The organism is Gemmatimonadales bacterium (assembly GCA_019637315.1).
Taxonomy (GTDB): Bacteria; Gemmatimonadota; Gemmatimonadetes; order Gemmatimonadales; family GWC2-71-9; genus SHZU01.
The window spans coordinates 20,189-36,460 of the sequence record JAHBVU010000006.1 but is presented as its reverse complement, the minus strand read 5'-3'; the positions used below and the strand labels follow the sequence as shown (position 1 = coordinate 36,460).

Genomic DNA, 16,272 nt, shown 5'->3' with positions numbered 1-16,272 from the left:
CCCTCTCACCAGTGGAGCCGGACGCCCATCCGGCCCCAGCGCGCGTAGTACTCGATCTGCACCGGCCGACTGGGATCGCCCTGGAAGACCCGGTACGGTTCGTTGGTCAGATTGACCAGTTCCGCGAAGACGGTAGCGCGGGCTGGCAGCCGGAGGCTGGCCGACGCGTCGAGCTGCACGTGCCGGTCGACCAGGATGTCCTCAGCGGCCTCCTCGCCGTACTCGTCGACGTAGCGGTCATTGTAGTTGAGGCTGAGTTGCGCTGAGAAGCCGCGCCGTTCGTAGCTGAGGGCCGCGTTGGCGACGTGTCGCGTTTGACCCTGCAGCCGTGCGACGCGACCATCCGGCAGGGTCGCCTCGGAATCGGTGAAGGTGTAGTTGGCGTAGAGCCCCAATCCGTTGAAGGGAGAGGGCAAGAAGCGGAGCTGCCGCTGCAGCGACGCCTCGAACCCGCGAATCCAGCCCGAGCGCCCGTTGCGCGGCTGTTCGGTTTCGCCGCCCAGGTCGTTGTCCTCCCGGAAGACAAAGATCGGATCGCTCAGCTGCTTGAAGAACACGCCGGCCGACAGGATACCGATCTGATCGGCGTAGTGCTCGACGAGCAGATCGATGTTTCGCGACGTCGTTGGGCTCAGGCTCGGGTTGCCGAGCGCCAGGTCTTCGTCGTCGCGGAGGCGGTAGGGCACCAGGTCGAAGTAGTTGGGGCGCGCAATCGCCGTCGTGAACGCGGCGCGAAGATTGGTCCGTGGCGTCACGGCGTACCGGACGTGGACCATCGGGAAGACGTTGCCGTAGCTGTTGGTCGCTTGCTGCGGGGCGAGCGTCTCGGTCTCGGAGTTCCAGCTGAATCCGCTGCTGTTGAGCTTGGTGTGCTCGTAGCGGACTCCCGGCAGGATGGTGAGCGACGGTGTCAGGTTGATCTCGCTCATCAGGTAGGCTGCGGTGACCCGCTCCTTGAGGTCGAAGTCGCTGGTCTCCTCCTCCAGGATGATTTCGTCCTCCAGGCGGGCGCTGAACCGGTTGCGGAACGAGCGGATGTCGTCCGGCATGGTCGAGAAGGGCGGCAGCGGGTAGACGCCGGGGTGGCGCACCACGCCATTGAATGCGGAGCCGACATCGCTGCCAAGAATCAGGTCGCCGTCGGCGAGCTCGGCGACTTCGGTCAGGTTGGCGGCCGTCTTGTGCTTGCTCCGCAATCTGAGTCCCATCCGGATTTGCCCGCTGGCTCGGCCGAGTCGGTAGGGGAGCGCCAGGTTCGTGGCGCCGAGCCATTCGCCGTTCCGGGTGGCATAGGTGTTCTGCTCGATCTCGTCGAAGAGGTAGCTGCCCGCGAGCGCGCCGCCGGCCGGGTTGGCCCGCGGCTGGGTCCGGCTCAAGGACGGTGCGAACGAGACGTCTTCCTGAACGAATGCAATCGTCGAGGATCGCGGTTGGTCTTCGCTGCCCCGGGTATAGCCGATCTGATAGTCGAACAGGCCGCTCCGGCGGAACAGGTGCTCACCCTGGAACGACACGCCGAGAATCTGCTGATGTTCGTAGCGGTCGCGGTGCTCGAAGTTGAGCTCGCCGTCCTCCACCTCGTTGACGAGGACGCGGCGCTGTTCGTCGTCGGCGAGCTTCGAGTAGATCCCCGACAGGGTCAAGACGTTGCGCTCGCTCGGACGGAAGTCGAAGACGGCCGTGGCGCCCTGTCGGGTCCGGGTCAGGGTGTAGTGGCGCACTTCCAGGGTTTCCAGCGCATCGTCCGAAAGGCCCGGGTCGCCCAGGTCATAGGCGGCTTCGACGTTGTCGGAACCGAACGGGCGGCGGTTGAACGATCCGGTCAGAAGCAAGCCAAAACGGCCCTCGGCAAACCGGTCGCCGAACGTGCCGGTGACGCTCCCGGCGGTCCGTTCGCGCAAGGTCGAGAAGCCGCCGGCCGCCTCGAAGGACACCAAGCGGGTCAACGGCGCGCGCTTGGTGACCAGATTCACCGCGCCACCGACGGCGTCCGCGTCCATGCTGGGCAGGATTGCCTTGGCCACTTCGATGGCTTCAAGCAAGTCGACCGGGACGGCATCGAGCGCTATCTGGCGGACCTCCCCTTCGGGCGCCGGAATCTGCAAGCCGTTGTACGTGACCTGCGTATTCGCCGCGGATCCGCCGCGGATCTGGAGGTAGCGGCCTTCACCCTGATCGCGCGCCAGAACCACGCCCGGCAGTCGTTGCACCGCCTCCGGCGCGGAGATATCCGGAAAGCGGCCGATCTGATCGGAGGCGACGACGTTGATGATGTTGGGCGCGTTTTTCTGGATGTTGAGCGCTTCGGCTTGGGACATCGAACGCGATCCGATCACAGCGAGATCGGCCACCGTGGCCACGGAGAGGCCCAGTGCGACATCTGCGATCGTGGTTTCGCCGGCGCGGATCTCGACCGTCCGGGTCACCGGTTGGCGCCCGATGTAGGAGATCCGGATCGTGTGGGATCCGCTTGGGACCTGATCGAGCACGAACTGCCCGTTGACGCCGGTAGTGATGGCCAACGATTGGCCGATCACGGCAATGCGGGCGTTCTCCAGCGGCGTTCTGGTTTCTTCGGTGATGATCCGCCCTCGGAGCTGGCCGTACGTCTGGGCCGATACGGTTTGGGGAAGCAGCGGAACAATGATCGCCAGGGCGATCGGGGCCCATCGACGAACGTCCATGGAATGCGAGCCTCGGTACGAATGAGCAGGGTCAGTGACACGACGCCCACAAAGTCGTCCGGGATGCCGATGCCCGGATCACGATCGCGCCACAATCGTGCAACCGGCCCGGTCTATCGGATCAGCATCGCATCGCCGTAGGAGTAGAATCGGTAGCGGTGGGCAATGGCGGTCTGGTACGCCCGGAGGACGAGCTCGCTGCCGCCGAAGGCCGAGACCAGCATGAAGAGGGTCGAGCGGGGGAGGTGAAAGTTGGTAATCAGGCGATCGACGGTCTTGAAGCGGTAGCCAGGCAGAATCAGCAGGTTGGTTTCCTGCTCCCCCGACCGGATCGCGCCCTGCTCGTCGGCCGCGGCCTCGAGCGACCGCACCACCGTGGTTCCGACGGCCCAGACCGCCTTTCCAGATGCGCGGGTGTCGCCGACGGCCGCCGCGAGGCGCTCGGGAATCCGGAACTTCTCGGGGTGCATCGGATGCTCGCGAGGATCCTCGACCTCGACCGGACGGAAGGTGCCAGGCCCGACCTCGAGGTCGAGATACTCGACCCGGATGCCGGCCGCTTCCAGCGCGGACAACAGCGGCCAATCGAAATGGAGGCCTGCCGTCGGCGCGGCAACGCTGCCTTCCCGATCGGCAAAGACCGTCTGATAGCGGTCTTCGTCCGTCGCGTCCGGTTCGCGCGCAATGTACGGCGGCAACGGCAGTCGACCGAACTGCGCCATGGCCGCTTCAGCGGTGCCGCCGACGAAGCGAACCAAGCGGTTGGGCCCGTCGAGGACCTCGACCGTTTCGATCTCGATACCGTCTCCCAGGATGATGCGCTTGCCGGGCCGGAGCGCATGACCCGGCTTGCCCATCGCGACCCAGGTGCCATCGGCGCCCGGGTGAATCAGCAGAACCTCCGCAGGTGCGCCCGAGGGGCGCGTGCCCAGCAGACGTGCATGACGGACCCGGGTGGAGTTGAGGACGAGGAGGTCTCCCGCCGTCATCTCCTCGAGGAGCGCTGAAAAATCGCCGTGGCCGATGGTGCCGTCCGAGCGCCTCACGGTCAGTAGACGACTCTGCCGCCTGGTGGGCGCCGGCGTCTGGGCAATGAGTTCCTGGGGAAGCTCGAAGTCGAAATCGTCGACACGCATCGGGGCTGCCAGCGTTACAGCAGCGAGCCCTGGCCGGTGCTACCGGCCGGCGGCGTCATCCCGAAGCGGCGATAGGCCGCGCCGGTCGCGACTCGACCACGCGGGGTTCGTTCGAGAAAGCCTTGCTGGAGGAGATAGGGCTCGTAGACTTCTTCGAGGGTGCCGCTGTCCTCGCCGACGGCTGCGCCTAGCGTCTGCAGGCCGACCGGACCGCCGCCGTACTTCTCGATGATGGTGGTCAGGATCCGGGCATCCATGTCGTCGAGCCCGAATTCGTCGACGTTGAGCCGCGCCAGCGCCCGTCCTGCCACGTCCGCGGTTATCACGCCATCGGCCCGAACCTGGGCATAGTCCCGCACCCGGCGCAGCAGGCGATTGGCAATGCGCGGAGTGCCTCGGCTCCGCCGCGCGATTTCGAGCGCGCCGGATTCCTCGGTTGGTACGCCAAGGAGCCCGGCCGAGCGAGTGACGATCCGCGCCAGGTCGTCGGCGCCGTAGAAATTGAGTCGTTCGACGATCCCGAACCGAGCCCGCATCGGCGGCGTCAGCTGGCCGAATCGGGTGGTGGCTCCCACCAGCGTGAAGGGCTCGATGGCCATTGGGATGGTCTGGGCATTCGGTCCCTCGGCAATCCGAACATCGACCCGGAAATCCTCCATCGCGGGATAGAGGAACTCTTCCAGCACCGGACGCAGCCGATGGATTTCGTCGATGAAGAGGATGTCGCCGCGGCCGAGTCCGGTGAGCAGGCCAACCAGGTCGCCGGGTTTTTCGAGGACCGGGCCGGAGGTGGTCCGAATCTGGACGCCCATTTCGCGAGCCATCAGCATGGCCAGTGTCGTTTTGCCGAGCCCGGGCGGGCCAAAGAACAGGATATGGTCGAGCGTGTCCCGACGACCGCGCGCCGCGTCGATTGCAATCTGCAGCGACCCTTTGACTCCTTCCTGCCCGATAAAGTCATCGAGCCGAGAAGGGCGGAGCGCCGCGTCGGCACCGCTCTCTTCGGGAAGTTCGTCCGGAGTCGTGATCTCGACGCGCGTCACCGTCGACGGCCGATCAGGCGGGCTCGGAGTACCAGCGCACCGGACGGTCGCCTGGCCAGATCGTATGCTTGCTGTGGCAGGTGACGCACTTGTCCTGCGCCACCGGCGTGCCGGCGGGCAGAAACTTGCGGTTGGTCACCCCGCACTTGGTGCACTGCCACTCGGCGGTGACGCGCGGCGCTCGGGCCACGCTGCCGGGAAGCGGAATGATGGGTGCGGTCACGGACGTCCTCCTTTGCCCTTCGGGGCAGTCAGTATCTGAAGCGCTCGGCGAATCAGCGACGCCGAATCGCCTTCGGCGTTCGCACCAAGCGCGGCGCGAATCGCTTCGTCGGCTTGCGCCGGCAGGTAGCCCAGTGCAACGAGTGCGCGGGCCGCTTCGTCGGCTGCGGAGGGCGTGGTCCGCAGTCCGCTCGGCTCGATCGCCAGGTCGGCAAAACGATCGTGTAGCTCGAGGATCAGCCGCTCCGCTTTCTTCCGGCCGATGCCCGGAACGGTCGAAAGCGCGGCAACGTCCTTGCCCTGGATCGAGCGCACCGCCCGCTCGGGTCCCAGGCTCGAGAGCACGGCCAGGGCGAGCTTGGGGCCGAACCCGCTGGCGGTCAGCAGCCGCTGAAAGATGACACGGTCGCCGGGTCGATCGAAGCCGTACAGGGTCCAGGCATCTTCCCGAATGACCAGCTCCGTATGCAGAGCGGCGCGCTGGCCCACCGGAGGCAGTCGCTCCATCACACCGAGCGGAACCGTAACCTCGTAGCCGACGCCGCCGTCGGTCTGCAGAATGATGGCGTCGCCCACGCGGGCGGAGAGCACGCCGGCCACGACCGCAATCATCGGAGGCTCCGGGTTCGGTCGAGCAGCAGGTGCGTCATGGCAACCGCAACCGCATCGGCCGCGTCGGCCGGTTTGGGCGCGGCTTTGAGACCGAGCAGCTTGGCAACCATGAAGCCCACCTGCGGTTTGAGTGCTGCACCTCGGCCGACAATGGTCTTTTTGACCGTGGCCGGGGAATACTCGAACACCGGAATCGCAGCGAGCGCGCCGGCGAGCAGAATGACGCCGCGTGCATGGCCGAGCACTGCGGTCGTTCGGACGTTCTTACCGTAGAAGATGTCCTCGACGGCCAGGACAGTCGGCGCGTGACGGGCAACCAGCTCACTCAACCCTTCATGGATCGTTTTCAAGCGGTCCGGCAGCGCCGACCCTGGCGACGTGCGGATCACCCCGCACTCGATCAACCGCCCCATCCGCCCCGGCTCGTCACGCGTCACCACCCCGAAGCCGATCAGACCGGTACCGGGGTCGATGCCGAGGATGGTGACCGGCAGCTTGGGTTTCACCCCTCCGCTTCCACCAGTGCGTCGGCATCGATGTCGAAGTTGGCAAAGACTTTCGACACGTCCTCTTGCTCTTCGAGCATCTCGATCAGTTTGATCAGCTTGGTCGCGTCGTCGCCCTCGACCTTGACGGTGTTTTGCGGAACCATCGCGATCTCGGCCGACTCGATCGCGTAGCCCTTGGCCTTGAGCGCGTCCTGCACGGTGTGCAGATCGAACGGCGCGGTTGTCACCACGTAGTAGTCGCCCTCGCGGGCGAAGTCCTCGGCGCCGGCTTCCAGCGCATCCTCCAAGGTCTGGTCCTCGGCGGATCGACTGGCCTCGAGGTTGAGCAGCCCCTTCCGATCGAACATCCACGCCACGGAGTTCGATGCGCCGAGGTTGCCCCCGTTGCGGGTAAAGGCGTGACGAACCTCTGCCACGGTTCGGTTGGCGTTGTCGGTCGTGCCTTCGACATAGATGGCAACGCCGCCAGGCCCGTAGCCTTCGTAACTCACCTCTTCGTAGACCGCGCCCTCGAGTTCACCGGTGCCCTTCTTGATGGCGCGATCGATGTTGTCGTTGGGCATGTTCACTGCCCGAGCTGCGTCGATTGCCGTGCGGAGCCGTGGATTGCCGCCGGGATCGCCGCCGCCAGCTTTGGCGGCCACGGTGATTTCCCGAATGCATTTGGTCCACGTCGAAGCCCGGCGGGAGTCCGTAACGGCTTTTTTCCGCTTGATCTGCTTCCATTTGCTATGGCCGGCCATCCACGTCCTTTCGCTCGGGTCGGGACGCAAATTAGAGCCCCGGCGGGTGTTCCTCTAGGGGCCAGCGAACCCCCGTGCGGCGCGCTGGAGCACTTCGGCCGTTTCGGCACCCAGCGGGTCGCGGACTGCGGCGGCGAGTCCGGTCAGGAGCGCCTGGCCGTGGCTTCGGTCGGCGGTCTCGAGTTCGGTCACCGTGCTCATCAGTGCGCGCTTGAGGCCGGGAGCCATGGTCAGGCTCGAGAGGCGTTTTGACAGCAGGGCAACCCGACGGCGATATGGGCGGTCGACGACGCCGGCGACGGGCAGGTCCTGGATGACCCGAAGAGTAAGCCAGAGCCCGAACAGGGCGTCGCGGCGGGGGCCCCGGCGCGCCTCAGCCATCTGTTCGGCCAGGGACCGAGCGGCGGTGGGGAGCGGGCTCACCGGGGCACCTTGCGAACAGCTTCGAATACCTGGTCTGGCGCAATGTCGACCAGGCACCGGTGATGGCCCAGGGGGCAGACCGGTCCGCCCATCTTGCTGCAGGGCCGGCAGTCGAGCGGCAACTCGAGCGCGGTGGCCCTGGCCTGGTAGGGGTAGAACCCAAAGGGACGGACCGTCGGGCCATACAGGCCGACCAACGGAGTGCCGACTGCGGTGGCGAGGTGGAGCAGGCCTGAATCGCCGCTGACGGCGCGCGCCGATCGCTTGAGCAGGGCGGCCGAAACGCCGATCTCGAACCTCCCCGCAGCGCTGGCTGCGCGTTCGGCGCCAGCAGCTGCGATCTCCTCGCCGATCTCGCGCTCGGCCGGGCCGCCGAGGACGACGACATCGTAGCCGCGAGCCGTCAGCCGTGTCACCAGGTCCTGCCAGTGGCGTACGGGCCAGCGCTTGGTTGCGTGCTGTGCGCCCGGGCAGACGGCAACCAGACTCCGATCCTGGCCCAGGCTGTGGTGACTCAGGAAGTCAGCGGCCTGGTCGAGCATTTCCCGACGAATGAAGAACTCGAGCGGCTTGCCGTCCGGCTGAACGTCCAGGTCGCGAGCGGCATCGAAGTACCGCTCCACCACGGGTCGCGGGTCCCGGTAGACGTTCCGCTTGGTCCGGATCAGAAGGGTCCGGGCCAGGCGATGCTTGGGATAACCCCGCCAGGTGCCCGGCACGCGAAGCCGGAGAGCCCGACTCCGCAAACTGCCGTGGAGATCCAGCCGATGCGTGTACACGCCCGCCTTGAGGCGATCGACCAGGACGCTCAGGGGCTGACCCGGATCGTAGGGTATCAGCTCGTCGATCCGCGGGTTGTCGGCCAGGAGCGGCGTGAAGACCGTCTTGGTCACATAGCTGATCCAGGCGTCCGGATGGCGGGTCCGGAGGGCGCGGAGCAGGGGAGTGGTGAGCAGGATGTCGCCCAGAGAGCTCATCCGAACCACGAGAATGCGAGGAGCCACGAGTGCGTCGATGCGCCGGGAAAAGGGACCGAAAGATAACGGTCCAATTAGCTTCTACCTCATGCAGCGGAATGTCGCGAAACGCCTCTTTCAGGTCGCTCGGCCGTACTGGGGTTTGTTCGGTCTTGGCCTTGGCGCCACCCTGGTGGCATCGGTGCTCGACGGCGCCACGATCGTCATTCTGATACCGCTGCTCAAGACGCTGTTTGGCACGGCGGGAGCCCTGGCGCCCGGCAGCACCGAACTCGAAGCCATTACCAGCCGATTGCTCGAACCCCTGATCGGCGGGGCCGACCGGGCCACGGCAGGCACCCGCCTGGTCATCTTGCTGCTGGCCGGCCTCGTGCTCAAGAATTTCTTCACGTACGCAGCGTCACAGCTCTCGGTCGCGGTTCAGGAAGGCCTGGTTCGCGACCTTCGGGTCAAGCTCTACCGCCACCTCCTGTCCATCGATCTCGGCTTCTTTCAGCGGACCCGCCAGGGACAGCTCATTTCGGGCGTGATCTCGGATGCCGACCAGAGCAAGCAGGCGGTCACGGCCGCGCTGGCGTCGTTCTTTCAGAATCTGGTGCTGATTCTGGTTTCGCTCTGGATCCTGGCCGGAATCTCATGGCGGCTGACGGCTCTGACGCTCGCGGCGGCGCCGATCCTGGTCATCGGGATCCAACAGTTGCTGCGCCGGCTCAGGCGCCACGCGGGTGAGTTTGCCGAGGAGCGGGGTCTCCTGACCTCGACGGTGACCGAGCGGCTGGGTGCCATCAAGCTGATTCGCGGGTACGGCGCCGAGGGGTATGAAGTCGACACCTTCGCGGAGCAGGCCGATCGGTATCGGAAGCGCTACATCCGCACCCAACGGTTCTCGTCGCTCAGCCATCCGGTCAGCGAAATCTTCGGCGGGTTCGTCATCATCCTGATCATCTGGGCTGCGGCCAACCCGGCCGTCATCGGCGCCGAGTTGAGTCCCGAGGTCACGATCGGCTTTCTCGTCATTGCACTCAAGATGATGGCGCCGATCAAAGCGCTCTCGCAGTTCCCCACGGTCATGGCAATTGCGCTGGCCAGTGCGGAGCGCGTCTTTGCCTGGCTCGACCGCCCCGCTACGGAAACCGATGCGTCCGGGGCGCGCGAGGCGGGCTTCGAACGCGAGCTCGTTTTCGATCGAGTCGGCTTCCGTTACGATCGGGATACCGTGCTCGACGAGGTCTCGTTCGTCGTTCCCAAGGGCCATGTGGTGGCGGTGGTCGGTCCCTCGGGGGCGGGTAAGACGACCTTGCTCGAACTGGTTGCCCGGTTCCACGATCCGACCGCAGGCGCCATCCGGCTCGACGGGGTGCCGCTCACGGAGCTGAGCCGGGCTTCGTTGCGCGGTCTGATCGGCCTGGTGAGTCAGGAAACGGTCGTCCTCAACGATACGGTGCACGCCAACATTGCCTATGGTCGACCCGGTGCCACCCGAGAGCAGGTCGAGCAGGCCGCGCGCGCAGCCAATGCACTGGAGTTCATTCAGTCCTTGCCGCAGGGGTTCGACACCCTGCTTGGTGAGCGGGGTACCCGGCTCTCGGGCGGACAACGTCAGCGGATTGCGATTGCGCGGGCCCTGCTGCGCGACCCGCCGATTCTGATTCTCGACGAAGCCACCAGCGCCCTCGATACCGAGTCCGAGCGGCTGGTCCAGGAAGCGATCGACCGCCTGATGCAGGACCGGACGGTGCTGGTGGTTGCGCACCGGCTTGCGACCGTGCAACATGCGGATGAGATCCTCGTCCTGGATGGGGGCCGGATCATCGAGCGGGGCACCCACCTCGCTCTCCTCGCCAACGGCGGGCTCTATCGCCGGTTGCACGACCTGCAATTCCGATCCGTGGAGGAGCTTGCGTGACCGCACCTTCGGTCCTGCTGATTGCACCGTTCGACGACGGCGAATTTGCCCACTCGAACCAGCGAGCGCGGGCGTTGGAGCGGATCGGCTGCGATGTCAGCACCTTCGACCTTCGGCGCCGGAGCGGCTTCCTCGGCTTTCTGGGCGGCAGCGACCTGCGAAGCCGGATCCTGAAGGCGATCGACGCTGCGGAGGCCGACGCCGTGGTCGTCGTCGGAGGCTACGATCTCTCCGAGGCGATGGTCGACACGATCCGACGTGAGTCGGGCCGGCCCATCGTCAACTGGTTTCCGGATGATCTGGGGCGGATCGACGAGGTCCTCGCCAGCGGCCGCGCCTATGACCATGTCTTCGTCGTCGGATCCGACGTTGCGGCGGCGTATGAGCGCGTCGTTGGTTCCGCCCCTGAGGTGTTGCCGCACGCAGCCGATCCTTCGGTCTATCGGCCGATGCGCACCAAGGATCAGTATCGGGCCAACGTCGTCTTTGCCGGGGCGGCAACGCCAGCTCGGGAGCGGTACCTCGCCGAGCTGGTCGAGTGCGGTTTGGCGCTCTGGGGACCAGGCTGGCGTCGCACCGCACTGCGCGACTACTGCCGCGGTGAAGCACGGACGACGGCTGAGTATGTCCGCGCGTACGGTGGCGCGTCGGTGGCCGTGAACCTGCACCACGACATCGGGAGTCGTGATGCGGCCACCTGCAACCAGCGAGTCTTCGAGATTGCGGCAATGGGCCTGCCTCAGGTCGTCGATGCTCGCGCCGACCTGCCCCACTATCTGGAACCAGACCGGGAAGTCGTGACGTTCAGCACGCCCAAGGAGCTCAAAGAGCGGGTCAAGGAGCTGCTCCAGGCGCCGCCGCTCGGTGACGAACTCGGCGCGGCCGCACGACGGAAGTTGCTTGCCAGGCATACCCATATGCACCGGGCCCCTCGCCTTCTCGATGCCCTTGGGGTCCGGGTGCCTCGCCAGGGTGGACAGGCGTCAGCTCCGGTCGACGACTGATCATGTTCGCAGGTGTCACGGCCGTGCTCGTGGCCAAGTTCAACGAGCGATACCATCGCACCGGCGGAGCGCTGATTCGTGCCCTCGAGTCCCTGGGGGTCACTGCGGTACCCTGTGAGGAACGGACCGGTACCGTCGAACGCCTGACCGGGCGGTCTCTTGGTAGCCGGCTCCGGCGCCTGCTCGTTGCGCATCGACCCGACCTCGTCATCGTTTTCAAGGGCGGCTTGCTGGAGCCCGAGGTGATCGATTCGCTTCGCAGCGTCTCGTCGGCACGCTGGGCCAACTGGTTTCCCGACAGCCCCCATCTGCTCGATCTGTCGCTTCGGATCGGGCGCGCCTACGATCGCTGCTTCATCTTCGACACCTCGATGGTCGCCAGGCATCTCGACGCCGGTCACCAGGCGGAGTATCTGGCCGAGGGGTGCGAGCCGGAGTATCACCGGCCTCTGCCCGATCCGGCCTGGCCGCATTCCGGCATCGCGTTCGTGGGTTCCCGCGAACCGCTTCGGGCGCAGGCGCTCGAGTCGGTTGCTGACTTGGGGCTCAATGCCTGGGGCCCCGACATGCCGCGTGGTCCGCTCTACGGCGATGACTTCATCAAGGCGTTCTCGAACGCCGACATTGCGCTCAACATCCACCAGTTCTTCGGAGAACCTGCTGCGCAGGGCCGCTACGGTACCGGGGCCAATCGGCGGGTCTTCGAGATTGCGGGTATCGGTACGGTCCAACTGGTCGATGCCAAGGCCGACATCGCTCGGAGCTTCGTACCTGACGAGGAAGTCGTTCTGTTTCGGTCGTCGGCGGAGTTGCGGGATCGGGCCCTGGATTTGCTGGCCGAGCCGGCTCGTCGGGCTGAAATCGCGGCCCGGGCCCGCGCACGGGCACTGCGCGAGCACACCTGGCGGCATCGTCTCGAGATCTTGATCACGCGCACGCTGTCATGATACCGATCTCGGGTTTCACGATCGTTCGAAATGCCATCGAACTCGACTTTCCGGTGGTCGAGAGTATCCGCTCGATTCTGCCGCTGGTCGATGAGCTGGTCGTCAATGTCGGTCATTCGACCGACGGTACACTCGATCTGGTACGTTCGATCGACGACCCCCGGATTCGCATCCTCGAAGCCGAATGGAATTTTGCGGACGGCAAGTCGGTGCTTCGGAAAGAGACTCTCCGGGCGATGCGTGCCTGCCGACACTCCTGGGGTATCTACATCCAGGCCGACGAGGTCCTCCACGAGGCGGGCGGTCCGGCTCTGGTCAGCACCATCAGGGCCAGCGCCGATGATTCGCGGATCGACGGCGTCGTCGTTCGCTACCGTCACCTGATCGGAAGCCCGGATCTGGAGGCGGTCAATCGACGGTGGTACCGGCGGGAGATTCGGGCGGTGCGGCTCGATTCGCCTCGTGATGTCCACCCGTTCCGGGATGCGCAGGGCTTCAGGGTCGGGCCGACCGATCGTCGGGTGCCGTCGCGACTCGCCGACGCAGAGATGTTTCACTACGGGTTCATTCGGTCGGCGGCCGCGCTTCGGGGCCGTGCCACGATCGACCGCTCGCTCTATCCGGATCGTCCGGAGTACAGCTATGATCGTGCGGTACTGCGCTGGTTTCCCGGGATCCGACCCTTTCGCGGTACCCACCCGCAGGTCGCCTCCGATTGGATCGCGCGTCAGCGGCTCGACCCGGAGCGGAAGGTCACCGAACCGTTTTTTGAGCTGGAGCATCTTCGGTTCTACGCGTCCGACTTGATCGAGCGTGTCACCGGGGCGCGGGTGTTCGAGTTTCGCAACTACCGGTTGATTCGATGATGGACGAGATCCGGTGGTTTGCGCCCAATCGCTTCTGTGAGCTGCTCATCGAGCCGCTGCGCGAGCGGGGCTTGGGCATCGTCGCCAGCGGCGATCGGCCAGCGCGGCTGGCAGTTGTGATGGACGGTCAATCGGCGGTCGAGGGCATGGAGTATGCCCGCCGGCATCGCTGTCCGCTGGTGCTGTACCTCTGGGACCTGCCTCCCTGGCGACTCGGCGGCGGGCGGTCTGATTTCGTTTTTTCGGCGGGAAGCCGGATCTATCGGATTCCCCGGCCGGTGGGCGGCTATCCTGAGCGCCCGGGCTTCTACAGTCGCCTGCGCTGGGTTGCGCGCCGAGCGATCGCGGTCTGGGCGCCGTCGACGCTGACGGCTGAGGACCTGCGCGCCCGGTTCGGGGTCCATGCCGAGGTGGTTCCCTACTGCTACGATTCGGACCGCTTCAAGCCCCTGGCCCGTTCGACGCCTGATGCGCTGCGCCTGCTCGCGATATCCCGCCTGGTTCGGCACAAGAATCAGATCGTGCTGATTCGCGCCGCGGCGGGGATGAGCCCGCGACCGATCATCCACCTGATCGGCCAGGGCCCGGAACGCGAGACGCTGCGGTACACTGCCGCTCAGCTGGGTGTCAGTCTGCAGGTGGATTCTGACTGGCAAACGGAGGAGGCCGTCGCGGCTGCGTATCGGGCTGCGAGTGTCGTGGTGGCGCCCAGTCGGTTCGAAGGCTTTGGCCTGACCCCGATGGAGTCTGTGGCCCAGGGCATTCCAACCGTCGCATCTGACATCGCGCCGCACCGGCAGCACCTCCGTGATGCCGTGACCTACTTCGATCCCAATGACGAGGCGATGCTGATTCGGGCGGTCGAGACGGCCCTCTATCGGCCCGTCGCCGAGCCGAGTGCCCTGGCACACCTGACCATCGGTGCGGCGGCGGAACGCTTCGAACGCAGGCTGCGTCACATCCTGAACCCTCCCGCCGCCCGGTGACCGACCTCCTCCTGGCGCATGACTTTCCCCCGATCGGTGGTGGGATTGCGCGATGGATGACGGAACTGGCCCGCCGCTACCCGCCAGGTGAGCTCGTCGTCTCGACCGGTCACATGCCTGGTGCGAACGACACTTGGACTTCGGCAGTCGTCGATCGCGTTCCGGTCGCCTCGGCCCGGCTCAAGACGTTGCCCGGGCTCTGGGCCTGGCAACGGCGCGCGCGGGACCTGGCGCGTCGACATCAGGTGGGCTTCGTCTGGTGCGATACCGTCCGCCCCGCCGGCTACGTTGCGCGGGAAGCGCGGCGGCGAGAGCGGATCCCGTACGGGATCATGCTGCACGGTGGCGACCTGCTTCAACTGCAGGCCAAGTATCGGCGATCGCGGCTCAAGGCGCTGAGCGCCCGAGCCCTGCTCGGCGGGGCCACGGTCCTCGCTGCCAACAGCGCCTGGACGGCGGACCTTGCCGCTGCGGTGTTCGATGAACTTCGCCTTCCCGTCGAGGATCGCATTCGCGCGGTTCCGCTCGGCACCGATGTGGACCGCTTCCGCCCCGAAGCAGATCCGGGGCCGTTTCTGGCGCGGTACGGGCTTCCGACCGGTCGGTATCTCCTGACCGTTGCGCGCCTGGTGCCGCACAAGGGTATCGATTCCACTATCGAGGCGCTGGCGCTGCTCGGACCGGCATTCGCGGATGTACGCTATCTCGTGGTCGGTCGCGGTAGCGATGCCCCTCGACTCCACCAGCTGGCGCTCGCGAGAGGAGTGGCGGATCGAATCGTCTGGCTGGATCAGGTTGCCGATGACGAACTGCCTGCTGCCTACCGAGCGGCGACAGTCTACGCCGGGCTTTCCCGTGCCGAAGGACTCGATATCGAAGGGTTCGGCATTGCGCTGATGGATGCGGCGGCAGCGGCCATCCCGGTCGTCGCCGGCGCCAGCGGCGGCACGGCCGAGGCGGTGCGCCACGAGGAGACCGGCTTCCGAGTGCCACCTCAGGATCTCCCGGCGGCCGTCGCGGCGATCGGCCGCCTGCTCGATGATCCGGTCCTCGCGGCCCGCTTTGGAGCGGCCGGCCGCTCCTGGGCGGTATCAGAGCGGAACTGGGAGCGGACCGTGATGTTGTTGCGGGAACTTAGTCGGGCAGGGGCCAGCGCTGGTCGGCCGTGATGGCGCCCGTCGGACAGCCGCGGAGGATCCGGTCGTCGAGCGGGGACCACCAGTGTCGGGGCACCTTCACTTCGGCGCGACCGTTCGGTTTCCGGCGGAAGACATGAGGCTGGCGGGAGTAACAGACCCCGCAGGCAACGCAGGCGTCGTCGTCGATGGACAGCACCACCTCGCGCTGCGGGTGAATACCCGGGGGAAGGTCTTCCATGGCCTTGGGCAGGCTCTCCAGCGTGCTGTGGAGGGCGTGGAACCCCTCCGCGATCAGGTAGGGCGTCCGATTGAACGCGAACATCGGAATGCGCTCGATCCGGGGGCGTACGATCACGACCGGCGGATTACGCCAGGCACGCAGCAGCTCCGCAGCGAGGGTGTTCATGACCAGCTCGAGCCCCCGGGCGTAGGTCGACGCAAAGCCCTGGCGCTCGACCGCTCGGCGCTGCCCCCCGCTTCCGCCGACGTCGACGGCTATGATCGGCCCTGAGCAGAGCCCCAGGGAGGCTCGCACCGGCAGGTTCTCGACTACCGCGCCGTCGACGCAGACATGCCCGTTGATGGCTCGCGGGGGCAGGATGCCCGGAAGGGCGCAGGAGGCAAAGACGGCGTCCGCCACCTTCGCATCGGTGAGGCCCGGGAGCCCCCAGAGGAGCTGATTGCCGGTATTGAGGTCGACGGTATTGACGACCAGGCGCCGAGGCAGGTCGGTAAAGGTCCGGTCACCCACGAGCGAGGTTATCAGCGCGTCGAGTGGCTCAGCCCGGTACACCGCCGGCGATCGCATCCGCTTGAACGCCATGTCGAAGTGCGCGACCCGGAAGATGTCCGCGCGTTTCAGAGCCAGCGCCCGGTCTTCCATTTCGCGGACCGACATGCCGGTGGCCCATGCGCCGGCGATCAGAGCGCCGATGCTGCAACCGACCACCACCGAGGGTTCTAGCCCGCGTTCTTCCAGCGCGCGCAGGACGCCGACATGGGCCAGCCCCTTGAGCCCGCCGCCGCTCAGAACCAGACTGAATTGAGAATGGCTCGTCATACTAGGATATTATCG

16 protein-coding genes are annotated in these 16,272 nt (G+C 66.2%); 6 read left to right on the top strand and 10 right to left on the bottom strand.

Annotation, left to right across the window (positions count from 1 at the left end; all coding sequences use genetic code 11):
* Positions 1–5: 5 nt before the first annotated feature.
* The 9 genes from KF785_07230 to waaF all read right to left on the bottom strand — a co-directional run bounded on the left by KF785_07230 (position 6) and on the right by waaF (position 8,376).
* Positions 6–2,684 carry a TonB-dependent receptor gene (locus KF785_07230; GenBank protein MBX3146551.1) on the bottom strand — a complete coding sequence of 893 codons (2,679 nt, stop codon included), beginning with the start codon at positions 2,682–2,684 and terminating at the stop codon, positions 6–8.
* 113 nt (positions 2,685–2,797) lie between these two features.
* Positions 2,798–3,820 carry a tRNA preQ1(34) S-adenosylmethionine ribosyltransferase-isomerase QueA gene (gene queA / locus KF785_07225; GenBank protein ID MBX3146550.1) on the bottom strand — a complete coding sequence of 341 codons (1,023 nt, stop codon included), beginning with the start codon at positions 3,818–3,820 and terminating at the stop codon, positions 2,798–2,800.
* Positions 3,821–3,834: 14 nt separating this feature from the next.
* A complete protein-coding gene (ruvB, locus tag KF785_07220; protein ID MBX3146549.1) occupies positions 3,835–4,863 on the bottom strand; it encodes a Holliday junction branch migration DNA helicase RuvB in 1,029 nt (342 codons plus the stop codon).
* 13 nt (positions 4,864–4,876) lie between these two features.
* Positions 4,877–5,086, bottom strand: coding sequence for a hypothetical protein (locus KF785_07215; protein MBX3146548.1), 210 nt, complete (start codon positions 5,084–5,086; stop codon positions 4,877–4,879).
* Positions 5,083–5,697 (bottom strand): Holliday junction branch migration protein RuvA, encoded by a 615-nt coding sequence (gene ruvA / locus KF785_07210; protein ID MBX3146547.1) that lies wholly within the window; start codon positions 5,695–5,697, stop codon positions 5,083–5,085. The genes KF785_07215 and ruvA overlap by 4 nt, the downstream gene beginning before the upstream one ends.
* Positions 5,694–6,191, bottom strand: a complete 498-nt coding sequence (ruvC, locus tag KF785_07205; protein MBX3146546.1) for a crossover junction endodeoxyribonuclease RuvC — start codon at positions 6,189–6,191, stop codon at positions 5,694–5,696. Before ruvC ends, ruvA begins: the two co-directional genes overlap by 4 nt.
* An 8-nt stretch (positions 6,192–6,199) precedes the next feature.
* Positions 6,200–6,949: a YebC/PmpR family DNA-binding transcriptional regulator gene (locus KF785_07200; GenBank protein MBX3146545.1), complete on the bottom strand. Its 750-nt coding sequence runs from the start codon at positions 6,947–6,949 to the stop codon at positions 6,200–6,202.
* 54 nt (positions 6,950–7,003) lie between these two features.
* Positions 7,004–7,372: a hypothetical protein gene (locus tag KF785_07195; GenBank protein ID MBX3146544.1), complete on the bottom strand. Its 369-nt coding sequence runs from the start codon at positions 7,370–7,372 to the stop codon at positions 7,004–7,006.
* A complete protein-coding gene (gene waaF, locus KF785_07190) occupies positions 7,369–8,376 on the bottom strand; it encodes a lipopolysaccharide heptosyltransferase II (GenBank protein ID MBX3146543.1) in 1,008 nt (335 codons plus the stop codon). Before waaF ends, KF785_07195 begins: the two co-directional genes overlap by 4 nt.
* 61 nt (positions 8,377–8,437) lie before the next feature.
* Here waaF and KF785_07185 point away from each other — a divergent pair, with 61 nt between their 5' ends.
* From KF785_07185 to KF785_07160, 6 genes are read left to right on the top strand one after another with little or no spacing between them, the layout of a single operon-like run.
* A complete protein-coding gene (locus KF785_07185) occupies positions 8,438–10,255 on the top strand; it encodes an ABC transporter ATP-binding protein (GenBank protein ID MBX3146542.1) in 1,818 nt (605 codons plus the stop codon).
* Positions 10,252–11,259, top strand: coding sequence for a glycosyltransferase (locus KF785_07180; protein MBX3146541.1), 1,008 nt, complete (start codon positions 10,252–10,254; stop codon positions 11,257–11,259). The genes KF785_07185 and KF785_07180 overlap by 4 nt, the downstream gene beginning before the upstream one ends.
* A 2-nt stretch (positions 11,260–11,261) precedes the next feature.
* Entirely contained in the window at positions 11,262–12,206 is a 945-nt protein-coding gene (locus tag KF785_07175; protein ID MBX3146540.1) for a glycosyltransferase, read from the top strand.
* On the top strand, positions 12,203–13,072 hold the full coding sequence (locus KF785_07170; GenBank protein MBX3146539.1) for a hypothetical protein: 870 nt from the start codon (positions 12,203–12,205) through the stop codon (positions 13,070–13,072). The genes KF785_07175 and KF785_07170 overlap by 4 nt, the downstream gene beginning before the upstream one ends.
* Positions 13,069–14,058: a glycosyltransferase family 4 protein gene (locus tag KF785_07165; protein ID MBX3146538.1), complete on the top strand. Its 990-nt coding sequence runs from the start codon at positions 13,069–13,071 to the stop codon at positions 14,056–14,058. The genes KF785_07170 and KF785_07165 overlap by 4 nt, the downstream gene beginning before the upstream one ends.
* The gene (locus KF785_07160) at positions 14,055–15,227 is read left to right on the top strand and encodes a glycosyltransferase family 4 protein (GenBank protein MBX3146537.1); all 1,173 of its coding nucleotides are present in this window, start codon (positions 14,055–14,057) and stop codon (positions 15,225–15,227) included. Before KF785_07165 ends, KF785_07160 begins: the two co-directional genes overlap by 4 nt.
* On the opposite strand, the gene KF785_07155 is transcribed toward KF785_07160, so the two are convergent.
* Positions 15,193–16,257 (bottom strand): patatin-like phospholipase family protein, encoded by a 1,065-nt coding sequence (locus tag KF785_07155; protein ID MBX3146536.1) that lies wholly within the window; start codon positions 16,255–16,257, stop codon positions 15,193–15,195. The genes KF785_07160 and KF785_07155 overlap by 35 nt on opposite strands.
* Between the last annotated feature and the right edge of the window lie 15 nt (positions 16,258–16,272).